The 20,848-nt window shown below is 55.8% G+C and carries 18 protein-coding genes; 14 read left to right on the top strand and 4 right to left on the bottom strand.

Features of this window, described 5'->3' with window-relative positions; all coding sequences use genetic code 11:
* The first annotated feature begins 261 nt into the window (after positions 1-261).
* From ileS to nrdR, 6 genes are all read left to right on the top strand, one after another.
* Positions 262-3,381 (top strand): isoleucine--tRNA ligase, encoded by a 3,120-nt coding sequence (gene ileS / locus TQ39_RS01190; RefSeq protein ID WP_050004365.1) that lies wholly within the window; start codon positions 262-264, stop codon positions 3,379-3,381.
* A gap of 232 nt (positions 3,382-3,613) precedes the next feature.
* On the top strand, positions 3,614-4,888 hold the full coding sequence (locus TQ39_RS01185) for an aspartate aminotransferase type Ic (protein WP_050004256.1): 1,275 nt from the start codon (positions 3,614-3,616) through the stop codon (positions 4,886-4,888).
* 68 nt (positions 4,889-4,956) lie between these two features.
* The gene (locus TQ39_RS21540) at positions 4,957-6,396 is read left to right on the top strand and encodes a preprotein translocase subunit SecD (RefSeq protein WP_009325820.1); all 1,440 of its coding nucleotides are present in this window, start codon (positions 4,957-4,959) and stop codon (positions 6,394-6,396) included.
* Positions 6,380-7,318, top strand: a complete 939-nt coding sequence (secF, locus tag TQ39_RS21535; protein ID WP_009325819.1) for a protein translocase subunit SecF — start codon at positions 6,380-6,382, stop codon at positions 7,316-7,318. The genes TQ39_RS21540 and secF overlap by 17 nt, the downstream gene beginning before the upstream one ends.
* A 103-nt stretch (positions 7,319-7,421) precedes the next feature.
* Positions 7,422-8,243, top strand: a complete 822-nt coding sequence (locus tag TQ39_RS01170; RefSeq protein WP_050004255.1) for a sugar phosphate isomerase/epimerase family protein — start codon at positions 7,422-7,424, stop codon at positions 8,241-8,243.
* The gene (nrdR, locus tag TQ39_RS01165; RefSeq protein ID WP_009325817.1) at positions 8,240-8,737 is read left to right on the top strand and encodes a transcriptional regulator NrdR; all 498 of its coding nucleotides are present in this window, start codon (positions 8,240-8,242) and stop codon (positions 8,735-8,737) included. The genes TQ39_RS01170 and nrdR overlap by 4 nt, the downstream gene beginning before the upstream one ends.
* Here the strand turns inward: nrdR and TQ39_RS01160 are convergent.
* Together TQ39_RS01160 and TQ39_RS01155 are read right to left on the bottom strand one after the other, a co-directional pair.
* Positions 8,717-9,085, bottom strand: coding sequence for a DUF4363 family protein (locus TQ39_RS01160; protein ID WP_050004254.1), 369 nt, complete (start codon positions 9,083-9,085; stop codon positions 8,717-8,719). The two genes, nrdR and TQ39_RS01160, sit on opposite strands and share 21 nt — an antisense overlap.
* A 38-nt stretch (positions 9,086-9,123) precedes the next feature.
* Positions 9,124-9,801: a DUF421 domain-containing protein gene (locus TQ39_RS01155; RefSeq protein ID WP_009325815.1), complete on the bottom strand. Its 678-nt coding sequence runs from the start codon at positions 9,799-9,801 to the stop codon at positions 9,124-9,126.
* Between the two features lie 114 nt (positions 9,802-9,915).
* Here TQ39_RS01155 and TQ39_RS01150 point away from each other — a divergent pair, with 114 nt between their 5' ends.
* From TQ39_RS01150 to TQ39_RS01140, 3 genes are read left to right on the top strand one after another with little or no spacing between them, the layout of a single operon-like run.
* Entirely contained in the window at positions 9,916-11,379 is a 1,464-nt protein-coding gene (locus tag TQ39_RS01150) for a spore germination protein (protein ID WP_009325814.1), read from the top strand.
* Complete coding sequence (locus TQ39_RS01145; RefSeq protein ID WP_050004252.1) at positions 11,376-12,431, top strand: GerAB/ArcD/ProY family transporter; 1,056 nt, start codon at positions 11,376-11,378, stop codon at positions 12,429-12,431. Before TQ39_RS01150 ends, TQ39_RS01145 begins: the two co-directional genes overlap by 4 nt.
* The gene (locus TQ39_RS01140) at positions 12,412-13,485 is read left to right on the top strand and encodes a Ger(x)C family spore germination protein (RefSeq protein WP_050004251.1); all 1,074 of its coding nucleotides are present in this window, start codon (positions 12,412-12,414) and stop codon (positions 13,483-13,485) included. The genes TQ39_RS01145 and TQ39_RS01140 overlap by 20 nt, the downstream gene beginning before the upstream one ends.
* A gap of 89 nt (positions 13,486-13,574) precedes the next feature.
* On the opposite strand, the gene TQ39_RS01135 is transcribed toward TQ39_RS01140, so the two are convergent.
* Together TQ39_RS01135 and TQ39_RS01130 are read right to left on the bottom strand one after the other, a co-directional pair.
* Positions 13,575-14,948 carry an NAD(P)/FAD-dependent oxidoreductase gene (locus tag TQ39_RS01135; RefSeq protein ID WP_009325811.1) on the bottom strand — a complete coding sequence of 458 codons (1,374 nt, stop codon included), beginning with the start codon at positions 14,946-14,948 and terminating at the stop codon, positions 13,575-13,577.
* A 2-nt stretch (positions 14,949-14,950) separates the two neighbouring features.
* Positions 14,951-16,165 (bottom strand): glycosyltransferase, encoded by a 1,215-nt coding sequence (locus tag TQ39_RS01130; RefSeq protein WP_050004250.1) that lies wholly within the window; start codon positions 16,163-16,165, stop codon positions 14,951-14,953.
* A gap of 168 nt (positions 16,166-16,333) precedes the next feature.
* On the opposite strand from TQ39_RS01130, the gene hprK reads away from it, so the two are divergent.
* The 5 genes from hprK to rapZ are packed head-to-tail and all read left to right on the top strand — an operon-like array spanning position 16,334 to position 20,842.
* Entirely contained in the window at positions 16,334-17,272 is a 939-nt protein-coding gene (gene hprK, locus TQ39_RS01125) for an HPr(Ser) kinase/phosphatase (RefSeq protein ID WP_009325809.1), read from the top strand.
* A gap of 43 nt (positions 17,273-17,315) precedes the next feature.
* Positions 17,316-18,071, top strand: a complete 756-nt coding sequence (locus TQ39_RS01120; protein ID WP_050004249.1) for a phosphatase — start codon at positions 17,316-17,318, stop codon at positions 18,069-18,071.
* Complete coding sequence (locus TQ39_RS01115; RefSeq protein ID WP_050004248.1) at positions 18,068-19,033, top strand: ROK family protein; 966 nt, start codon at positions 18,068-18,070, stop codon at positions 19,031-19,033. Before TQ39_RS01120 ends, TQ39_RS01115 begins: the two co-directional genes overlap by 4 nt.
* 17 nt (positions 19,034-19,050) lie before the next feature.
* A complete protein-coding gene (gene murB / locus TQ39_RS01110) occupies positions 19,051-19,956 on the top strand; it encodes a UDP-N-acetylmuramate dehydrogenase (protein ID WP_050004247.1) in 906 nt (301 codons plus the stop codon).
* Between the two features lie 19 nt (positions 19,957-19,975).
* Positions 19,976-20,842 (top strand): RNase adapter RapZ, encoded by an 867-nt coding sequence (gene rapZ / locus TQ39_RS01105; protein ID WP_050004246.1) that lies wholly within the window; start codon positions 19,976-19,978, stop codon positions 20,840-20,842.
* Positions 20,843-20,848 lie beyond the last annotated feature (6 nt).

Here is a 20,848-nt window from a genome sequence, read left to right as displayed (position 1 = left end):
GTACTTTGCCGAATATCCCTCCGGAGCTGCAGGCTGAACCGCTAGTAAGCCATGCCGGTTTTTCACCGTTATCGAAAGCGCGTATGCTGGTACGCTGCAATAGGTGGTTCGCGAAGCAATGTCTTCGTCCTGTTCGCAGGACGGAGGCATTTTTTTGTATTTGACAGTGAAAGACGTTTCAAAAGCAGGAACGCATGCGGTAAGCGCCGTCGTGTGTGGTTTCATAAAAAAGCAAACTTGCTGCAGGAGGATTTTGACGTGTTGTATGACAAGGTATCCGCAAATCTGAATTTTATCGAGCGGGAAAAGGCTGTGGAGAAGTTCTGGGAGGACAACCAGATCTTCGAAAAGAGCATCGACTCGCGCAGAAACGGCCGGACATATACATTTTATGACGGCCCGCCGACAGCCAACGGAAAACCCCATATCGGCCATGTGGAAACACGCGCCTTTAAGGATATGATCCCGCGTTATCACGCGATGAAAGGCTGCATGGTGCCCCGTAAGGCAGGATGGGACACGCACGGCCTGCCTGTGGAGCTGGAGGTGGAAAAGCTCCTGGGGCTGGACGGCAAGGAACAAATCGAGGAATACGGCCTGGAGCCGTTCATCCAGAGGTGTAAGGAGAGCGTTTGGAAATACAAGGGCATGTGGGAGGATTTTTCTCACACGGTTGGTTTTTGGGCGGATATGGAGCACCCTTATGTCACTTATGATAACGCCTACATTGAATCCGAGTGGTGGGCGCTGAAAAACATTTGGGAAAAGGGCCTGCTTTACAAGGGCTTTAAAATCGTGCCCTATTGCCCGCGATGCGGGACGCCGCTGTCCAGCCATGAAGTGGCACAAGGGTACAAGGACGTGAAGGAGCGCTCCGCCATCGCCAAATTCAAGGTGAAGGATGAAGACGCTTACATCCTTGCGTGGACGACCACGCCCTGGACGCTGCCTTCCAATGTTGCACTGTGCGTACACCCGGATGAGCGTTATGTCAAGGTGCGCATGAACGGGGACGGCACCGTCTATTATCTGGCGGAGGCTCTGGCGGATACCGTACTGGGCGAGGGCGCTTATACGGTGCTGGAGGCCTATACAGGACGCGATCTGGAATATAAAGAATACGAGCCGCTGTTCGCATTCGTACAGCCGAAGGAAAAGTGCTGGTATGTGGTATGTGACGGTTACGTCACGCTGACGGACGGCACGGGCATCGTGCATATCGCGCCGGCTTTCGGTGAGGACGATGCGAATGTGGGACGTAAATATGGCCTGCCGCTGGTGCAGCTTGTGGACGCAAAGGGCGAGATGACCAAAGAAACCCCTTGGGCGGGTATGTTCTGCAAAAAAGCGGACAAGGAAGTGCTCAGGGATCTGGAAACGCGCGGCCTGCTGTTCAGCGCGCCGGTATTTGAGCATAGCTATCCGCACTGCTGGCGCTGCGGCACACCGCTCATCTACTATGCCCGCGATTCCTGGTTCATCAAAATGACGGAGGTAAAGCAGGATCTCATCCGCAACAACAATACCGTCAACTGGGTGCCGGAGAGCATCGGCAAGGGTCGCTTTGGAGACTGGCTGGAAAACGTGCAGGATTGGGGTATCAGCCGCAACCGTTATTGGGGCACGCCGCTGAATATTTGGGAATGCGAGTGCGGTCACCGCCATTCTGTCGGCAGCATCGAAGAACTGAGATCCATGTCCGATAATTGCCCGGACGAAATCGAGCTGCACCGGCCGTATATCGATGCGGTCACCATTAAGTGCCCGCACTGCGGCAAGCAGATGAAACGTGTTCCCGAGGTCATCGACTGCTGGTTCGATTCGGGCGCCATGCCTTTTGCACAGCACCATTATCCCTTTGAAAACAAGGAGTTGTTCGAGCAGCAGTTTCCGGCGGATTTTATTTCTGAATCCGTGGATCAGACCCGAGGCTGGTTCTATTCGCTGCTGGCTATCTCCACGCTGATTTTCAACAAGGCGCCCTATAAGAATGTCGTTGTCACGGGGCTGGTACAGGACGAAAACGGCCAGAAGATGTCTAAGTCCAAGGGCAACGCGGTCGATCCGTTCGAGGCGCTGGCGAAGTACGGCGCGGACGCCATTCGCTGGTATTTTTATACGAACGGGGCGCCTTGGCTGCCCAAACGCTTTTCAGACAAAGGCGTGCAGGAAGGCCAGCGCAAGCTGATGGGTACGCTGTGGAACACCTATGCATTCTATGTGCTGTATGCCAACATCGATGCATTCGACGCTACGAAATATGCGCTGGAATACGACAAATTGTCTGTGATGGACAAATGGATCTTGTCCAAAATGAACTCTATGGTAAAATCCGTGGATGAAAATCTGGCAGCTTACGCCATTCCCGAGGCGGCGCGCAGCTTGCAGGAGTTTGTGGATGATCTGAGCAACTGGTACGTGCGCCGCAGCCGCGAACGGTTCTGGGGCAAAGACATGCCGCAGGATAAGATCAACGCCTATATGACGCTGTACACCGCTCTTGTGACCACAAGCAAGGCTGCCGCGCCCATGATCCCTTTCATGGCGGAGAGCATCTACCAAAATCTGGTGCGCAGCCTGGATAAGGGCGCGCCGGAGAGCGTTCACTTGTGCGGTTTCCCCGAAGCGGACGAGCGCCGCATCGACGCGCAGCTGGAGCGGGATATGGACCTTGTGCTCAAAATCGTGGTGCTGGGCCGGGCGGCGCGCAACGGTTCAAACCGTAAGAACCGCCAGCCTCTGGCGCAGATGTTTGTGAAAGCGGAGGAGGAGCTGGGAGATTTCTACAAAGAGATCATCGAGGATGAGCTGAACATTAAGGCCGTGACCTTCACGCAGGACGTTTCCGCGTTTACCTCGTACAGCTTCAAGCCCCAGCTCAAGACGCTGGGCCCCAAATACGGCAAGCGCCTGGGCGAGATCCGCACCGCGCTGATGGAGCTTGACGGCAGTGCAGCAAAAAAAGAACTGGATGCAAACGGCGTGCTCCGTCTGGAACTGCAGGGGGGAGCCGTTGAACTGGCGCCGGAGGACCTGCTCATCGAGATGACGCAGTCTGACCGGTACTTCACCGTTGAGGACGGCGGCGTGACGGTGGCCATTGATACGGAGCTGACGGAAGCGCTCATCGAAGAGGGCTTTGTGCGTGAGCTTGTGAGCAAATTCCAAACCATGCGCAAGGAAGCGGGCTTTCATGTGGAAGACCATATCCGGGCCTATGCCTCCGGCAACCGAAAGATCGAGGCGCTGCTCGCAGCAAACAGCGCGCAGGTAGGCAGCGATATTCTGGCGGATGCGGTGTGCACAGGAAGCCTCGCAGGCTACACCAAGGAGTGGGACGTCAACGGAGAATCAGTCACACTCGGCGTGGAGCGCATCTGATTTTAAAAGAAAACACCCCGAAAAGTTACAGCGCGCGTTGCGCGCTGTAACTTTTTTGCGTAAAATGGAGGGAAAATTGCGTTTCAACTTGTACAATTGCGCCGTTTATATTATAATAATATCTTGTGCCGGCCTGCTTTTTTGACGTGCCGCACAGTTGAAGCGTTCCGGCTTTGGGGACGCTCCGGGAAGTATCGCATGAGGGAAATGGATGAGAGAGGGGAAAAGAAACATGGCAGATTATTTTGCTATGGACAGCCGGCAGTGCGCGCAGGAACTGGACAGCCTGCGCAAGATTTATGAGGAGTATGCGGCGAAAGGTTTGAAGCTTGATATGTCACGCGGGAAACCCGCGCCGGACCAGTTGGATCTTTCGATGGACCTGCTTACCATCACGGATTACAAAGGTGAGACGGGGATCGATTCGCGCAATTACGGCAACCTGGAAGGCATGCCGGAGGCACGCCGCTTTTTTGCCGATATTCTGGGCGCACAGCCGGATGAGGTGATCGTGGGCGGAAACTCCAGCCTGAATATGATGTATTACCTGATCGACCTAGGATGGCGCCTGGGCTTTGCCGATAGCCCTGCCGCGTGGAATGCGTGCGGCAGGCCTAAATTTTTGTGCCCTGCGCCGGGCTACGACCGTCACTTCCGTGTGACGGAATATTTCGGATTTGAGCTTATCGCCGTTCCCATGCTTCCCACAGGGCCGGATATGGACTGTGTGGAAGCGCTTGTGAAGGATGAGGCGGTAAAGGGAATCTGGTGCGTGCCGCTGTATTCCAATCCGGACGGATACAGTTACAGTGATGAAACCGTGCGCCGGCTGGCCGCGATGAAAACCGCCGCGCCTGATTTCAAGATCATGTGGGACAATGCATACTGCGTGCATCATTTGACCGATACCCATGACGTGATCTTGAACATGCTGGAAGAATGCCGCAAGGCCGGCCATGAGGACCGTGCCTTGATGTTCTGTTCACTGAGCAAGGTGACATTCCCGGGCGCAGGCGTAGCTGCAATGGCCGCCAGCCGCCGCAACATCGACTATATCCTTAAAAACATGTTCCCGATGATCATCAGCTTTGATAAGCTGAACCAAGTTCGTCATATACGTTTTCTGAAGGATATGGATGGTTTGGCCGCCCATATGGAAAAGCACCGTGCGCTTCTGGAACCGAAGTTCAGGGCCGTGCTCGCGATATTGGACGAGGGCCTCTCCGGCTGTGGAAGTATTGCCCGCTGGACAAAGCCCAACGGAGGTTATTTCCTCAGCCTGTATACGCTCGGCGGATGTGCCAAACGTACGGTCCAGCTGTGCAGGGAAGCAGGCGTTGTGCTGACGGATGCCGGGGCCGCTTATCCTTACGGCGTGGACCCGCAGGACAGCAACATCCGTATCGCGCCCACGTTCCCGCCGCTGGATGAGCTGGAGACAGCTTCCCGGCTGTTGTGCGTGTGTGTGCGTATCGCCACGCTGGAAAAGCTATTGCAGCGGCAGTGATGTCCCGGCGCTTTGCGCCTGGGCCCGCGCCGTGGTAGGATAGATAATTTCATTTCTGGAGGAACACCATGAAGACAAAAGGGAAACCCTGGCAATTTTTTGTTGTTGCGGTCCTGATCGTCGTGTTCGCGTTTACCGCGTTCCTGGGCATCAGCACGCAGTATGGCGACACAACAAAAATTTGGGTGAAGGGCGCGCAGGACATCCGCTTCGGCATCGACATCCGAGGCGGCGTGGACGTGACGTTCATGCCGGCCGACGGCTACGACGCAACGGACGAGCAGATGGCCGCGGCGGAGTCCGTCATCCAGCAGCGCCTTGTGAACCTGAACATCACGGACAACGAAGTGTATACGGATTACAATAAGGACCGTATCATCGTTCGTTTCCCGTGGAAGGAAGGTGAGACGGATTTCAACCCCGAGTCCGCGATCCAGGAGATCGGCGCCACTGCGGTGCTCACGTTCCGCGAGGGTAAAGAAGTGGACAGCGAGGGCAAGCCCACAGGTGTGACGGCGGAGAACATCATCCTTGAGGGCAAGGACATCAAAAGCGCGACCGCTGCCGTGGACAACAATGCGAACAGCGCTACATACGGCCAGTATTATGTTTCGCTGGAACTCAACGATTCCGGCAAAGAGAGCTTTGCCGAGGCCACCACGCGCCTTTCGGAGTCCAAGGGAACCATCTCTATCTGGATGGACGACACGATGATCTCTTATCCCACCGTTAACTCTGCAATCACGGACGGAAACGCCATGATCACACTGAACGGTTCGGATGACAAGACGCGCGACGAAGCCATCTCTCTGGCAAACAAGATCAATTCCGGCGCGCTGCCGTTTGCGCTTACGGCCGAGAATTACAGCACGATCAGCCCCAGCCTGGGAGCAAACTCGCTGCAGGCCATGGTGATCGCAGGCGTGGTCGCGTTCGTGCTGGTGGCGCTGTTCATGATTGCGAATTACCGTCTGCCCGGCGCGGTGGCGGTTATTGCGCTGTTGGGGCAGACGGCCATGACGCTGGCATTCGTATCCGGCTATTTCTCTGTGCTCAACAGCTTCACGCTGACGCTGCCGGGCATCGCGGGCATCATCCTTGCCATCGGTATGGGTGTTGACGCCAACGTCATCGCCGCCGAGCGCATCAAGGAGGAGATCCGCTCCGGCAAGAGCATCGACGGCGCCATCCGCGCCGGCTTCGACCGCGGCCTTGCGCCGGTCATCGACGGCAACGTCACGGTCATCATCGTCGCGGTGATGCTGATGGGTGCGTTTGGCCCCACAGACGGCTTTTTCGCCAGGATGCTCAAGCCGATCTTCTTTGCCTTCGGCCCCTCTACGGCGGGCACGATCTATTCCTTCGGGTATACGCTGCTGGTGGGCGTGCTGCTGAACTTTGTGTTCGGCGTTATCTGCACGCGCGTGATGCTGAAGGGCATCTCCAAGCTGAAATGCATGCGCAACCCGGTTTTGTATGGAGGGGTAAAGAATGAAAAAACAGTATGACATCGTTGGGAACCGCAAAAAGTTCTTCATCTTTTCCGCCGTGCTAATCGTATTCATTCTTCTGTTCAGCGTGATTTTCGGCGTTGAAATGGATATCCAGTTCAAAGGCGGCGCGATGCTTACCTACAGCTATACGGGTGAGCTGGATATCTCTGCGGTGCAAAAGGATATTGAAAGTACGCTGGGTAGCAACGTAACGCTACAGACCGGCAGCAGCATTGCGTCCGACGCACAGACGCTGACGATTTCCATGCCGGGCACACAGACGGTGGAAACCGCCACAGTGGAAGCCTTGAGTGTCAGGCTGGAAGAAAACTATTCGGATAACAGCTTTCGCCAGCTTTCGCTGAATAATGTGGACCCGACCATCGGTAAGGAGTTCTTTGCCAAGAGCATCGTGGCCGTTGTGGCGGCTTCGCTGTTGATCTTGGTCTACATCGCCGTCCGCTTTAAGAAAATCGGCGGCTGGCCTGCGGGCAGCATGGCTGTTGTGGCTCTGGTGCATGACCTGATCGTGGTATATGGCGTGTTCGTCGTCATGCGCATCCCCCTCAACGGGAACTTTATTGCGGCACTGCTCACGATCTTGGGTTATTCCATCAATGATACAGTCGTTATTTATGACCGTGTGCGTGAGAACCGCCAGTTGTACGGTAATTCGATGGATTTTGCCACGCTTGTGAACAACAGCATCAATCAGAGCCTGCGCCGCTCCATCAATACGACCATTTCCACGCTGCTGGCGTTGGGTACTGTATGCGTCGTGTCTGTGGTGTTCGGGTTGGACAGTATCTTTACATTTGCGTTCCCGCTCATCATTGGCATGATCTCCGGTGTTTACAGCACAATCTGTATTGCCGGCCCGCTGTGGGTGGAATGGGAATTGCACAAAAAAGCGAAGCCCCGCAAGAAAAAGGCCTGAATAGGGAATACCAAGCGGACGTATCTTGGATGCGTCCGCTTTTTGCTTGCAAAAAGGCCGGGACTGTGCCATAATAAGAGCAATCAAGCGAGGTGTTTTGACCATGCAGTGCGGAATATCCACTTCCTGCTTTTACCCGCAGGAAACAGCAGAGGCGCTGTCCGCACTGCGCGGCGCAGGCGTGGAAACGGTGGAGATTTTTCTCAACACATTCAGTGAACTGGAGCTTTCTTATACGGAGCGCCTGCGGTCGGTCCTTCAGGATGCGGGCATGCGCGCCGCCGCTCTGCACCCCTTTACGTCGGGGATGGAAACATTTTTCTTCGCTTCTGAATACGGCGGCAGGTTGGAGGACGGCCTGCGTATCTATCGGCGTTATTTTGAGATATGCCGTGTGTTGGGAATCCCACGCGTGGTGTTCCACGGCGATTACAGGCAGACGCCGTTTCCGTTTCAAAGGCATTGCGAAAATTATCTGCTGCTGCGCAGGACAGCGCGGGAATATGGCGTTGATTTCTGTCAGGAAAACGTGGTGCGCTGCAAATGCGGCCTGCCGGAATATGTGCGTCAAATGCGGGAATATACGGGGGACGATGTCTCATTTGTTCTGGATGTAAAGCAGCAGCGGCGTGCCGGAGTGCAGTTGGAGGAAATGCTGGATGCGATGCGCGGAAAAATCGCGCATGTCCATTTGAGCGATTATACACAGCAAAACGACTGTACAGCGCCGGGTACGGGCGGCTTGGCACTTGAACCGTTTTTCAGGGAACTCAGGCGCGGCGGTTTTGCGGGAGACATCATCATCGAGCTGTACCGAAGCGGTTTTTCCTCAATGGATGAGCTGCTGGCTTCTGCGGCGATGGTGAACAAAATTTATGCCGGATGCTCCGTAGCATCCGGCTCGGAAAAGGAGCAGTGCCCATGAAATGTCCTTATTGCGGTGAGATAGACTCCAAAGTGATCGATTCCCGGCCGGCTGACGACGGAGAACGCATCCGCCGCCGCCGGGAGTGTCTTGTATGTCAAAAAAGGTTCACCACCTACGAGATCGTGGAGACCGTGCCTCTTATGGTGGTGAAAAAGGATAAGTCGCGCGAAGCGTTCAACCGTCAGAAGCTGCTGAACGGGATGATGCGGGCCTGCGAAAAGCGGCCGGTGTCGTATCAGATGCTGGAGGACGCCGTGGACAATATCGAACAGGCGCTGCTCAATTCCTACGAGCGGGAGATCACGTCCATTCATGTGGGCGAACTTGCCATGCAGGAGCTGAAAAATATCGACGAAGTAGCTTATGTGCGCTTTGCGTCGGTATATCGCCAGTTCGGAGATATCAACACCTTTATGGACGAATTGAAGGACCTGCTGAATAAGCGTGCCACACAGGGACGTGACACCGCGTCAGAAGATGCTGAAAAATAAATGCTCCATGGCATGGATCTGCTCGCTTGCTTTGTCGATCTCGCTGAACAGGTCCTGTATGGTTTCGCCGTTCGCATAGGCTGACAGGCCATGCAGGCTGACTGAAGCGGATGTAACGGTTTCACGCCGGATGAAGAATTCCAGCAGATGCTGGCGTGTTTCATAGTATTCCAGCAATGCGTCGATTTGGTGTGCGGCGTTTTCGTAATTCTGCGCGCCTGCGGCTTCGCGTATCCCGGAAAGCTGGGCCTGGACAGATCGTGTTACACGAAAAACTGCAAAGTGGCTGGCGGCCGAAAGCGCTGCGGCAAGCAGCAGAATAAAGATCGCAATGCGTATCCTGCGCATGAAAACATCTCCTTAAAAACGATGCGGAAAGCCGGTTTTTACCGGCTTTCTTTTTTTACGATACTCGTCTCTTTGGCGTCGTTGCACAAAAATAAAAGCACGTCCTTCCGTGCGAGCCCCGCATTGCGGCACTGAGCGTCTATCCAGTCCGCATCCACAGAGTAAAGCCGCATATTGACGGGATTCAGCTCGCCGTCCACCAGCAAAGGAAGCGACGGTTGCTTTGCCGTGGGCGGTTCAATGTGAAGGTCTTCGTTGCAGGGCGTATCGCGCGGAAACTTTTTCAGCACGCTCACGCTTCCATTGGTTTCCACAATGGCGAAAGCGACATCTGAAAGCTCAAATACGTCCTTGCCCCGCAGCGCTTCCAGCAGGTCGTCCACGGTAAAGCGCAGATCGAACAAAGTGGCTTGGTCGATCACGCCGTTCCGGATGATGACGCGCGGGCTGCCGGAGACCAGCTTTGCAGCGCGGCGGGACCGCACACACAGCGCGGACAGGAGTATTTCCGTTGCGACAATGATGAACACGGGAACCACGCTTCCGATGAGCGGGAGCTCCGGCGATTCAATTGAGATAGAAGCAAGATTGGAAATCAAAATTGTGGAAACAAGCTCGGAGGGCTGCAGCTCGCCGAGCTGTTTTTTGCCCATCAGGCGCATTGCGCCGATAATGAGCACATAAACGAGCAAGGTGCGGAACAGCAGGATTGCCATGGCGGACTCCTTTTCAATGTATTGGCCCACAGCGGGCCGCTGTTATTGAATGTTGCCCGGTTTGACTAAATTTATCCTGCTCCCGCCATACTAAGGGCACGGGAGGGGATGCATTTGGAACAGACATTAACGACAAGCCTTTTGGACAACAAGCTCGCGCTCAAGGGACTGTTCGGCACAGCGACGGATTTTTATACAAAGGATATCACACTGATGGGATATCCGGCCTGTATTTGCATGTTTGAGGGGCTTTCCAGTATAGAGCGGCTCTGGATCATGATGCTCGACGTTTTGAGTAAGCCGGACGTTCAGCCGGAGACTCCGGAAGAGCTGTTTGACTATATCCTCAAGCAGACGGCCATTCCGCTGGAGAGCAAAAGCGTTGTCTGTGTGGAAGATGCGCGTGCGCAGCTGACGGCGGGCACCAGTGTCATTCTGATCGACGGCGTAGCACGGGGGCTGGTTCTTTCTACACAGAGCATGCAGTTCCGCTCGGTGCAGGAGCCAAGCGGGGAAGGGAATGTCCGTGGCTCGCGGGAAGGCTTTACAGAACCGCTTCGTGTGAACATCAGCTTGATGCGGCGTCTGATACGCAGCGGTGAGCTGATGGTGGAAACAATGACTGTGGGGGAACATACCAAAACGGAAATTGCGCTTTTATACAACACACAGCTTGTCCCGAAGCAGATGCTTTCCACTGTGAAGCGCAGGCTGGAATCGGTTAAGCTGCCGTTTTTGTTCGATACCGGTTATCTGGCGGCGTTTTTGCAGAAAAGCCGATTTTCATTTTTTCAATCGGTAGGATACACGGAACGGCCGGATACTGCCTGCGCAAAAATCTGCGAGGGGAAAATCATTATCATGGCGAATGGAAGCCCTTTCGCTATGATCGTGCCTTATTTTTTCAATGAGAATTTTCAGAGCATGGACGACTATTCCGAAAAAGCATACTTTGCATCGCTTATCCGCATTCTGAAATACTCTGCGTTCCTCATCGCGGTGATGCTGCCGGGCGTATTCGTGTCCGTTGCGAATTTCACGCCGGAGCTGCTGCCGCCGGAACTGCTGTACAAAGTTGCGTCTGCGGAGCTTGCCACGCCGCTGCCGCTGTTTATGGAAGCACTGTTTGTCAATTTTCTGCTGGAGATCGTGCGGGAGGCAGGGCTGCGTCTGCCCAAGCCCATCGGCCATTCGGTGAGCCTTGTGGCGGCGCTCATCGTAGGGGATGCTGCCGTCAGCGCAGGCATTGTGGGCACACCTGTGGTCATCGTGGCCGCAATGACAGCGATTTGCACCTTTGTAGTGCCATCGCTGTACGAGCCGATCACAGTGCTGCGCATCCTGTATATATTGGCCGGCGGCCTCCTGGGGCCTTTGGGTATCGTTACGCTGCTGTTTTGTATGCTGCTGGGGATGTGCGGTATGAATTCTTTCGGTATCCCGTATACAGCGCCCATCGCGCCGGGCAGCAGTGCATTTTGGAGGGACGGCCTGCTGCGGCGCAACTGGCATACGCTGGCGCGGGCAGATTTTTCCATTGACCAGCTGCCCGGAAAGGAAACGGGGGAGACGCAATGAACGAGCATACAACAGTGAGCGCAAAACAGCTCTGTACACTGGTGTTCCTCTCATTGGCGGTGGATATGGCTGTGCGCCCATTTACCTCCGGAGGCTCGGCGGGCGCGCAGATTGCGATTTTGGCCGCTGTCCTCAACACGGCTGTGGTCAGCATACTGCTTCTGCCCGTGCTGGGGTTGCTGCGGCGCGAAGCCTTCACCACGCTGAAGGGCGGTGTTACGTTTGGGTCCAAGGCGCTGCTCACGCTTTCGGCGGTGCTGTTCGCCGCCGGGGGAGCGGCAGCGATGGTGCGTTCCGAGGCGTTTTTTCGCTATGTGAGCGACGAGCCGATGCCGCAGCTGTTGGTATACGGGCTGTTTCTTCTTGTGGTGTTTTATGCGCTGCGGTGCGGGCTGGAAAGCATCGTACGTGTGCTCGGTCTGGCCGCAGGCCTCTTTTTACTCTCTATGGCACTGATGCTGGTCTCCAACCTGGGCGGCATGCATCTGTCGAACCTTACCTTTCAGCCATTTGATTTTCCAGAGGTTTTGCGGACGGCCGCGCGCGGTTTTACGCTGCCGCCGGAATTGCCGTTGTTCTGTCTGCTGAGCCTGCATGCAAACCGGGAGAAGCGCCGGCCGCTGCTCAAAACGCTGGCGCTGCTGTGCGTATTTTATATCGGACTGACGTTCTGCTCCGAGGCGGTTTTGGGTATGAAAGCGCAGCTGCAGCAGCAGACCATCCATACGCTTTCACGTCTGGGCAGCATTTCTGTATTCCGCCGTCTGGATGCTCTGCACATTGCTGCGTGGATGCTGGCGGAGCTGTGTAAGGTAGCAGCGCTCGCCTACGGCGTGCAGAGCGCCCTTACACCGCTGCTGCCCCATAGCCAGCGCGGAGGCAAAACCTGCGGATATGCTGTGGGATTGCTTGCCGTGCTGCTGGCCGTATGTGCGGGCGCGCCGCCTGAGACGCTGCGCGCGGTACTCACGGCAGGTACGGCCGTGCTGCTGGCATGTACGGTGGTGTACGGCTGTGTAATGGAGGGCTTCTATGCAAAAAAACGCGTATAAAATAATTGCGTTGACACTGCTTTTGATGCTGCTGTGCGGCTGTAAGCAAAGCCGCAGTCTGGGGGAACGCGCCATTGTGAAGATGGTGTACCTGGACGAGTCCGGCGGGCAGGTGCAGGCTGGACTGGTGGTGTTCACCTGTGCGCCGAATTCTGATACGGCCTCGGTGGAAGGGCAGGCTAAAATTTATACGGCGCAGGGAAAGAGCATTGAAGAAGCTCTGTACAAGGCGGAACAGCAGCAAAACAAAAAACCGTTTTATGCCCAGAATGAGATTTTGCTTTTGGGGCCCGGCGCCGCGCGCAATGTAACGCCGTACCTTTCTTATTTTGCAGACGAAAACGCCGCGCGTCCAAATCTTGCTGCGTTTTTAACGCCGCTGACGGCGGAAGAGCTGTCTGAATGCGAGGACGTGATCAGCGATGTAGTGAGAGAAGGCGAACGGCTGATCGGAATGGGAGCCGATGAGCAGGATCGTACGCAAAGCATTTTTGAGATCAATCTTTCGGGAACAGGCGGTCTGGACGGATATCTTCCCGTGTTTTCATTTTCCAAAGAAGAGAAGGAGTTTCGCGGGGTCCGGCAAATGGTGCTGTTTCGCAGCGGCGCACCCTATGCTGTTTTGGAGGACGCTGCAATGCAGATGTTTCTTCTGCTGAATGGGAAGGCACGGCAGCTTACAGTGAACACACAGATCGAGGGACGGGTCGTATCATTCCGGACACAGCAGCTGCGGCTTACGCATACAGCTTCCACTGCAGGCGGCGCACCGCATCTTGAAGTGTGTCTGACCGGAAAGCTGGACGATGTAACGGTAGACGGAGCCCCCGTTGCGGACAAAGAAGAAGCGGAAATGACACGGGAGATCAACGCTTACCTGAACCGGGAAGCCGAGATGCTCAACCAAGCGACATTTGCCAGGGGAAACGATACGTTCCATTATGCATGGTGGCTGAAGCTGTATGATACCGCAGCCTGCGAAGCGCTGCTTCGTACGGGGACACTGTACGACATTGCAACGGTGGACTTTTCATCAGAGCTGAAGCCCGTGTAAAGGCCCTGCGCATGCGTCTGTGCTAAAAACAAAAAACCGCCCCGGAATACTCCGGGGCGGCCGCTTTTCTTTTAGGGGCCGGGAAAGGCTTAATCCCGCAGGATCTTATCTGCCACATACAGGCCGTGGGCGGCCGCCTGGCTGAGCGAGCGGGTGAAGCCGGTGCCGTCGCCCACAGCATAGATCTTTTCGCAGCCATCCAGTTCAAAATCGGTGCAGTCGGGACGGGCGGAATAGTATTTGCATTCCACACCGTAAAGCAGCGTGTCGTAATTCATCGTACCCGGCGCGATCTTGTCCAGCGCGGCCAGCGTTTCCACAATGTTGTCCAACTGACGTTTGGGCAGGCAAAGGCTCAGATCTCCGGCGACTGCATTCAGTGTAGGACGCACGGTGCTCTGGGCCAGCCTTTTTTCATCTGTGCGGCGTCCGGCCATCAGGTCGCCGAGGCGCTGCACCAGCACGCTGCCGCCGCTGATGAGGTTTGCAAGCCCTGCGACGCTGCGGGCATATTCGATAGGTTCCTTGAACGGCTCGGTAAACCGGATGGTAGAAAGCAGCGCAAAGTTGGAATTCTGGCTCTTTTTGGCTTCATCCACATAGGCGTGGCCATTGACCGTGAGAACTCCGGAGGTGTTTTCCATAACCACCTGCCCGCGCTCGTTGAAGCAGAACATGCGCGTGACGTCTCCGTACTGCTTGGAACGGTACCAGATTTTTGGCTCGTAGATCTTATGGGAAAAATCATCCCATACCATGCTGGGAAGCTCGACGCGAACACCGATATCCACCTGGTTGTTTTTCAGCGGAATACCGTTTTGAGAACACCATTTGGCAAAAAAGCGGCTGCCCACACGGCCGACGGCAAAAATGATATGCTCCGCCGTGACGCTGTCCTGTACGCCTTTGCCTTCATAATGCACAGTATGAGCGGCTTTGTCCACATCGGTCACGTCGGTATCCGTCAGAATGGTTACATGTTCCTTCAGAAAAGCCGCCATTTTTCGCATGGTTTCGAAATTGGCGTCCGTTCCCAGATGCTTGAGCTGGGCCTGCGCCATATGCAGGTCATACTCCAGGCATTTTTTCTTCAGCTCGTTGTTGGGCATGAAGCGCTCTGCAGGCGCGCCGAAGTGCTGCAAAATACCGTCTGCCTGCTCGATGTAATCCAAAACCTGTTCGGGAGGCAGAAAATCCGGCAGCCAGCCGCCGTATTCTGTGGAAATGACGTATTTGCCGTCGGAAAAAGCACCTGCTCCGGCAAGGCCCTCCATAATGGCGCAGGAGGGGCATTTGATACAGGTAGGGGCTTTTCCGGTGACGATGGGGCATGCCCGCTTTTCGATGTCGTGTCCTTTCTCGAACAGAACGACCTTTGCCCCAGGCGCTTTTGTGGCAAGCTCGTAAGCGCTCATCAGTCCGCCGATGCCGCCTCCGATGATCGCAACGTCATAATGCTGCATGATTATCTGACTCCTTTGCTTTTTGCTTTTGCTTTTATCTTCATCTTGGCCTTATATTCGGCCATTGCGCGCTCATATACGTTGAGCACCGCACGGATGAACTCTTTTTCGCCGTAGCGCTGCGTAAACGCTGTTACCTTTTGGCGGCGCAGTGCGCGCTGCTCAGGCGTAAGAGCGGCTTCCTCGCGCAGCAGCGCAGCCATTTCCTCCGCCGTGTTAAAGACGTTGCCGTTTTCGCCGGGGGTGATCTGGTTTTTGTTGTAGATGTCCAGCCGCTGGATCACGTACAGTCCACTGGCCATAGCCTCCAGCATGGAAATGGAATTCATTTCGGACAATGAAGCGGTGGTGAAAAGGTCGCATGCATGGTAATAGGGCGGCAGGAACTGGTGCTCAATGCGGCCAAGCAAACGAACCTGAGCACCTACGCCCAGACGGACGATCTGCCGTTCCAGATTTTCCTTTTCCGGGCCGTCTCCTATGATGAACAGCTTGTAAGCGTCGTCCCCGCGGAAATGCGCGGCAAAAAACTCCACCAGCACGTCGATGCTTTTTTCCTTGCCCAGACGGCCCACAAAACACATGGCCGTATCCCCGTCACGGATGCCCAGTTTTGTCCGGATGGCGGCAACGTCGTCGCGCGAGACGTTTTCGGGCATAAAGTCGGAAAGATCCACTGTATTTGGGATAATATTGATGTGCCGCTCTACGCCGCACCGGCGCAGGAACTCCACTACCTTCAGAGACGGGCCGATGATCTCAGTGGCCTTGTTGGCCACTTTGCGGAAATAAACATGAGCGGCCGGCTTGACCATGTTCTGGAACCGTTCCGGCGCGACATAGAACATGTAATCGTCATACATCGTGTGCAGTGTGTAGACGATGGGCTTTTTCAGCTTGCGCGCGGCAAACTGCGCAAAGATACCCATGCTGAACTCGGTGTGGATATGAATGATGTCCGGGTCAAAATCCTGAATGATGCGCAGGCGCTGGATGTTGACAGGGTTGGACAGTCCATACCCGTAAATGCGTTTGAGGGGGATGGCGGGGCAGTACAAAACACCATCCTTAACATAATGGCATACGGCCTTGGGGCTGGTGGTGACGATGAGCACCTCATGCCCTGCGTGCTCCAGGCTCTCCTTCAACGTCTTGATATGCGTCACGACGCCGCTGATGAAGGGGAAGTAGGTCTCTGTAAAAATAGCTACCTTCATAAATGATTACTCCTTTTGGGTGTGCTGTTCCCATACAATTATCAGTATAACAAAAAATCGTTCGGAAAGAAAGCGTATGGCTGTACAAAAACAAAATTGATATCTCTCTTCCAATCATATATAATAGAATTATCAATGGAATCCTATAGGATAAAGGAGGACGTTCCTATGCCGCAGTTCAGTGTTTCTTTGGACAAGGTCGTGGAAAAGCTGCGCCTGGAAGTGGTCTACACTCCCACGGAGCTGAAAAATATCCCTATCTATACGGCGGATGTGAACCGCCCGGGCCTGCTGCTGACAGGCTATGACGAATACTTTGATCCCACCCGCATCCAGATATTCGGCAACGCCGAAGTGGGTTATCTTACCACGCTGCCGGAAAGCGAACGCCGCAGCCATATCCACACGCTGTTCGCGGCAAAGCCGCCTGCGCTTATCGTAACGCGCAACCTTTCCGTGTTCGACGAGGTGCTGGAGTTCGCTTCCCAGTATGAAGTACCCGTGCTGCGATCCACAGAAAATACATCCAGTCTGATGAGCGCGCTGATTTCGAACCTGAGCGTCGAGGTGGCGCCGCGCATCACGCGGCACGGCGTATTTGTAGAGATTTACGGCGAGGGCATTCTCATCCTGGGCGAGAGCGGCGTCGGCAAGAGCGAAACAGCCGTGGAGCTCGTGAAGCGCGGGCACCGGCTGATTGCGGACGACGCGGTGGAGCTGCGCCGTGTGTCTGACCGCACGATCTTGGGTACAGCGCCGGAAAACATCCGCCATTTTATCGAGCTGCGCGGAGTGGGCATCATCAATGTGGCGCGCGTATTCGGCAGCGGCGCGGTAAAGATGAGCGAAAAAGTGGATCTTGTGGTGGAGCTGGAGCCGTGGGACAAGACCAAGAATTACAGTCGCACAGGCCTTGAGACAGATACGACGGATATTATGGGCATCCAACTGCCCTGCACGGTGATACCCGTAATGCCCGGCCGCAATCTGGCCGTGATCCTGGAGGCGGCGGCCATCAACAACCGCCAGAAAAAAATGGGCTACAATGCGGCGCGCGAGCTGCTTGCCCGCCTGGGGCTGGACGAGGATGATCCGTCCCTGCGCTGAGCTGCTTACATGAATTTAACGAGAAAGAGAAACAAATTCCTTCATGAATATCATTGCAGACCTTCATATGCATACAATGGTATCGAACCATGCGTTCAATACCGTCACGGAGATGGCGCGGCGCGCCTGTGAGCTTGGGATGTTTGCCGCGGCGCTCACCGACCACGGCCCGTCTATGCCGGACGCGCCGCACCCTTGGTATTTTTACAATCTGACAACGCTTCCCAGCCGCATCGAGGGCATCTGGCTGCTCAAGGGAGTGGAAGCGAATGTGCGCGGCACAGACGGCAGTCTTGACATCGAGCCGCAGGAATTTGAGCGGATGCAGCTCGACTGGGTGATCGCGTCTATCCATAGCGATACATTATGCCCTTCGCTTTCTGAGGACGAAGCCACGCAGCTGTGGCTGAACGTTGCGCAAAGCCCTTATGTGGATTGCATCGGCCATTCGGAAAGCCGCAGGCACCGCTATGATTACGACGCCGTGACAAAGGCTTTTGCCCGCTGCCGCAAGGTGGTCGAGATCAACGCGAATTCCGCTGTTGTCCGTCCGGGCAACGAGGAAAACATGCGTGAGCTTGCGCTTGCCTGCAAACGCAACGGCACAAAGATCGCCGTGAATTCCGACGCGCATTCCATTTATCATTTGGGCCAGTTCGATACGGTGCTGCCCATGCTGCGCGAGATCCATTTTCCGGAGGAGCTTGTGGTGAACGCAAGCCGGGAAAACCTGATCACTGTGCTGAAAGAACATCAAAAGCCGGTCGCAGACCTGCTGGAAGGAAGTAAAGAAGAATGAAAATATATACCATCGGTGTCGACCTGGGCGGCACAAATATCAAGGCGGGCCTTGTAGATGAAGCACATCATATCGTGGACAGCGTTTCCTGCAAGACAAATCTGCCGCGGCCTGAACATGAGGTGGAAGCGGAGATCGCCGCGTTGTGCAGCCAGCTCGCACAGCGGGCAGGACTGGACATGGCCACGCAGATCGAATCCGTGGGCATCGGCACGCCGGGCAGTGTGAACCCGCATACAGGCGTCGTGGAGTTCAACGCCAACTTCGGCTACCGCAACTGGCCGCTGGTATCGGCAATGGAAAAGCTGCTGCCGTGCCGCGTGTACATTGAGAACGATGCAAATGCCGCAGCCTACGGCGAATACATCGCAGGTGCGGCGCAGGGAGCAAAGTACGCCATTGCCGTTACGCTGGGCACGGGCATCGGCGGCGGCATCATCATCGACGGAAAGATATTTTCCGGCTTCAACTCCGCGGGCGCGGAGATCGGGCATACGGTTATCGTCAAGGGCGGGCGCCCCTGTATGTGCGGGCGGCGCGGCTGCTGGGAAAAATATGCTTCCGCCCGTGCGCTGGCTGAGGATACACTGGCCGCGATGGAACAGCATAAGGATAACATCATGTGGAGCTATGTGCACGGCGACCCTGCGCGCGTGAATGCCAAGACGGCTTTTGACGCGATGCGTGCGGGCGATGCGCTGGGCACGCAGGTGGTGCAAAACTTTGTGGAATACGTTGCCTGCGGCCTGACGAACCTGATCAATATCTTTCAGCCGGAGATCATATGCATCGGCGGCGGCGTATCCAAGGAAGGCGATACGCTTCTTGCGCCCGTGCAGGCGGTAGTGGACCAGGAAGATTACGCCCGAGAGGGCATGCGGCGTACGAAAATCGTCACTGCAAAGCTGCGCAATGACGCGGGCATTATCGGTGCGGCCGGGCTTGCCACGCAGCATCAATGATTTTGGAGGGATTCCCCATGGAGCACTTGAACGAGATCGCTGCGGCTTTCCGCCAGGCATCCATCCCATGCGCTGCCCGCGAACCGCTTTCGCGCCATACCAGCTTCCAGATCGGAGGCCCGGCGGCTTTGTTCTGTGAGCCGCAGAATAAGCGGCAGCTCGCGCGGGCCGTTGCCGTCTGCCGCCAGGCGGGCGTGCGGTATTATTTGTTGGGCAAGGGCACGAACATCCTGTTCGCGGACGAGGGGTTCGACGGCGTGGTCATCCACATCGGCGAGGTGCTGGGGAACATCGAATGCAACGGGCTCTCTGTGACGGCGCAGGCAGGGGCCGCTCTCTCAAAGGTGTGCATCGCGGCCGCAAACGAAGGGTTGTCCGGCCTGGAATTCGCCTACGGCATCCCAGGGTGTGTGGGCGGCGCCGTATATATGAACGCGGGCGCTTACGGCGGCGAGATAAAGGATGTGCTTGCCTGCGCAACGTTTCTGGATGAAACCGGCGCGGAGCGGACACTTCAGGCCGGCGAGCTGCAGCTTGGATACCGCACATCTGTTTTTGAGCGCGAGCCGTGGTGCATCCTGTCCGCGACGTTTACGCTGCGGGAAGACGACACAGGCCCCATCCGGGAGCGGATGGCGGATTACGCCCGCCGCCGCATGGAGAAACAGCCGCTGGATATGCCCAGTGCGGGCAGCACGTTCAAGCGCCCGGAGGGCGCATATGCCGGAGCGCTCATTGACCAGTGCGGGCTGCGGGGATACGCCATCGGCGGCGCGCAGGTGAGCCAAAAGCACTGCGGTTTTATTGTGAACACGGGCAACGCCACCTGCGCGGATGTACTGTGCCTTGCGGATACAGTGTGCAAGATCGTGACAGACGAAACGGGCTTCCGGCTGGAAAAGGAAGTCAGAGTCGTAAAATAAAAATGGGGTAAAGGGACGTATGAACCTATTGATCGTGACCGGGCTTTCGGGCGCGGGCAAATCGCTGGCAATGCACGCGCTGGAGGACATCGGCTTTTTCTGCATCGATAACATTCCGGCGAATCTTCTGGCGAAGCTGATGGAATTTGCCCAGCAGAGTGAAAATACGCTGGAGCGCGTGGCTGTTGTGTTGGACATCCGGGGCGGAAAATCCTCCGAGGATATTCTAAATGCGCTTGGCCAGCTGAAAGCCGGGCGGGTGAACTATAAAATATTGTTTTTGGACGCGCGCAACGATGTGCTGGAGCGGCGGTACAAGGAAACGCGCCGTCGCCATCCCATCAGCATCGCGTCTCAGGTATCCACGGATGAAGCCATTCTGCAGGAACGGGAGATTCTGGCGCCGTTGTATGAAATGGCGGATTATAAAATCGACACCTCGCTGTTTTCCACGGCTCAGCTCAAGGACCGCGTGGTCTCTCTGTTTGTGAACCGGTCCTCGGACGCGATGGCGCTCACGGTGACGTCCTTCGGCTTCAAATACGGCCAGCCCAAAGAGGCGGATATCGTATTTGACGTCCGCTGCCTGCCCAACCCGTTTTATATCCCTGAGCTGAAAAACAAAACCGGCCTGGACAAAGAGGTTGTGGAATATATCATGCAGTTTGAGGAGGCGCACGGCCTGCTGCAGCGCATGGAGGACCTTGTAGGATACGCACTGCCGCTCTATGTGAAAGAGGGCAAAAGCCAGCTTACTATCGCTGTGGGGTGCACGGGCGGCAAGCACCGTTCCATCGCCTTTGCGGAGATGCTGGCCGCGTTTGTCAAGAAGTTGGGGTACCATCCGGTCGTGGAACACCGGGATGTCCAGCGCACCCATACATAACCCGGC

It is taken from the genome of Ruthenibacterium lactatiformans, assembly GCF_000949455.1.
GTDB lineage: Bacteria > Bacillota > Clostridia > Oscillospirales > Ruminococcaceae > Ruthenibacterium > Ruthenibacterium lactatiformans.
The sequence above is the reverse complement of the archived record's forward strand: the minus strand, read 5'-3'. Positions and strand labels throughout refer to the sequence as shown.

Bases quoted from the DNA above. Each gene is read 5' to 3' on its own strand.
- TQ39_RS01135 (WP_009325811.1), bottom strand. From the start codon at position 14,948: ATGCAGCATTATGACGTTGCGATCATCGGAGGCGGCATCGGCGGACTG.
- secF (WP_009325819.1), top strand. From the start codon at position 6,380: ATGAAAAAACAGTATGACATCGTTGGGAACCGCAAAAAGTTCTTCATC.
- nrdR (WP_009325817.1), top strand. From the start codon at position 8,240: ATGAAATGTCCTTATTGCGGTGAGATAGACTCCAAAGTGATCGATTCC.
- TQ39_RS01155 (WP_009325815.1), bottom strand. From the start codon at position 9,801: ATGGCAATCCTGCTGTTCCGCACCTTGCTCGTTTATGTGCTCATTATC.
- TQ39_RS01130 (WP_050004250.1), bottom strand. From the start codon at position 16,165: ATGAAGGTAGCTATTTTTACAGAGACCTACTTCCCCTTCATCAGCGGC.
- TQ39_RS01145 (WP_050004252.1), top strand. From the start codon at position 11,376: ATGAACGAGCATACAACAGTGAGCGCAAAACAGCTCTGTACACTGGTG.
- TQ39_RS21540 (WP_009325820.1), top strand. From the start codon at position 4,957: ATGAAGACAAAAGGGAAACCCTGGCAATTTTTTGTTGTTGCGGTCCTG.
- TQ39_RS01115 (WP_050004248.1), top strand. From the start codon at position 18,068: ATGAAAATATATACCATCGGTGTCGACCTGGGCGGCACAAATATCAAG.
- TQ39_RS01160 (WP_050004254.1), bottom strand. From the start codon at position 9,085: ATGCGCAGGATACGCATTGCGATCTTTATTCTGCTGCTTGCCGCAGCG.
- hprK (WP_009325809.1), top strand. From the start codon at position 16,334: ATGCCGCAGTTCAGTGTTTCTTTGGACAAGGTCGTGGAAAAGCTGCGC.
- TQ39_RS01120 (WP_050004249.1), top strand. From the start codon at position 17,316: ATGAATATCATTGCAGACCTTCATATGCATACAATGGTATCGAACCAT.
- TQ39_RS01140 (WP_050004251.1), top strand. From the start codon at position 12,412: ATGCAAAAAAACGCGTATAAAATAATTGCGTTGACACTGCTTTTGATG.
- murB (WP_050004247.1), top strand. From the start codon at position 19,051: ATGGAGCACTTGAACGAGATCGCTGCGGCTTTCCGCCAGGCATCCATC.
- TQ39_RS01170 (WP_050004255.1), top strand. From the start codon at position 7,422: ATGCAGTGCGGAATATCCACTTCCTGCTTTTACCCGCAGGAAACAGCA.
- TQ39_RS01185 (WP_050004256.1), top strand. From the start codon at position 3,614: ATGGCAGATTATTTTGCTATGGACAGCCGGCAGTGCGCGCAGGAACTG.
- rapZ (WP_050004246.1), top strand. From the start codon at position 19,976: ATGAACCTATTGATCGTGACCGGGCTTTCGGGCGCGGGCAAATCGCTG.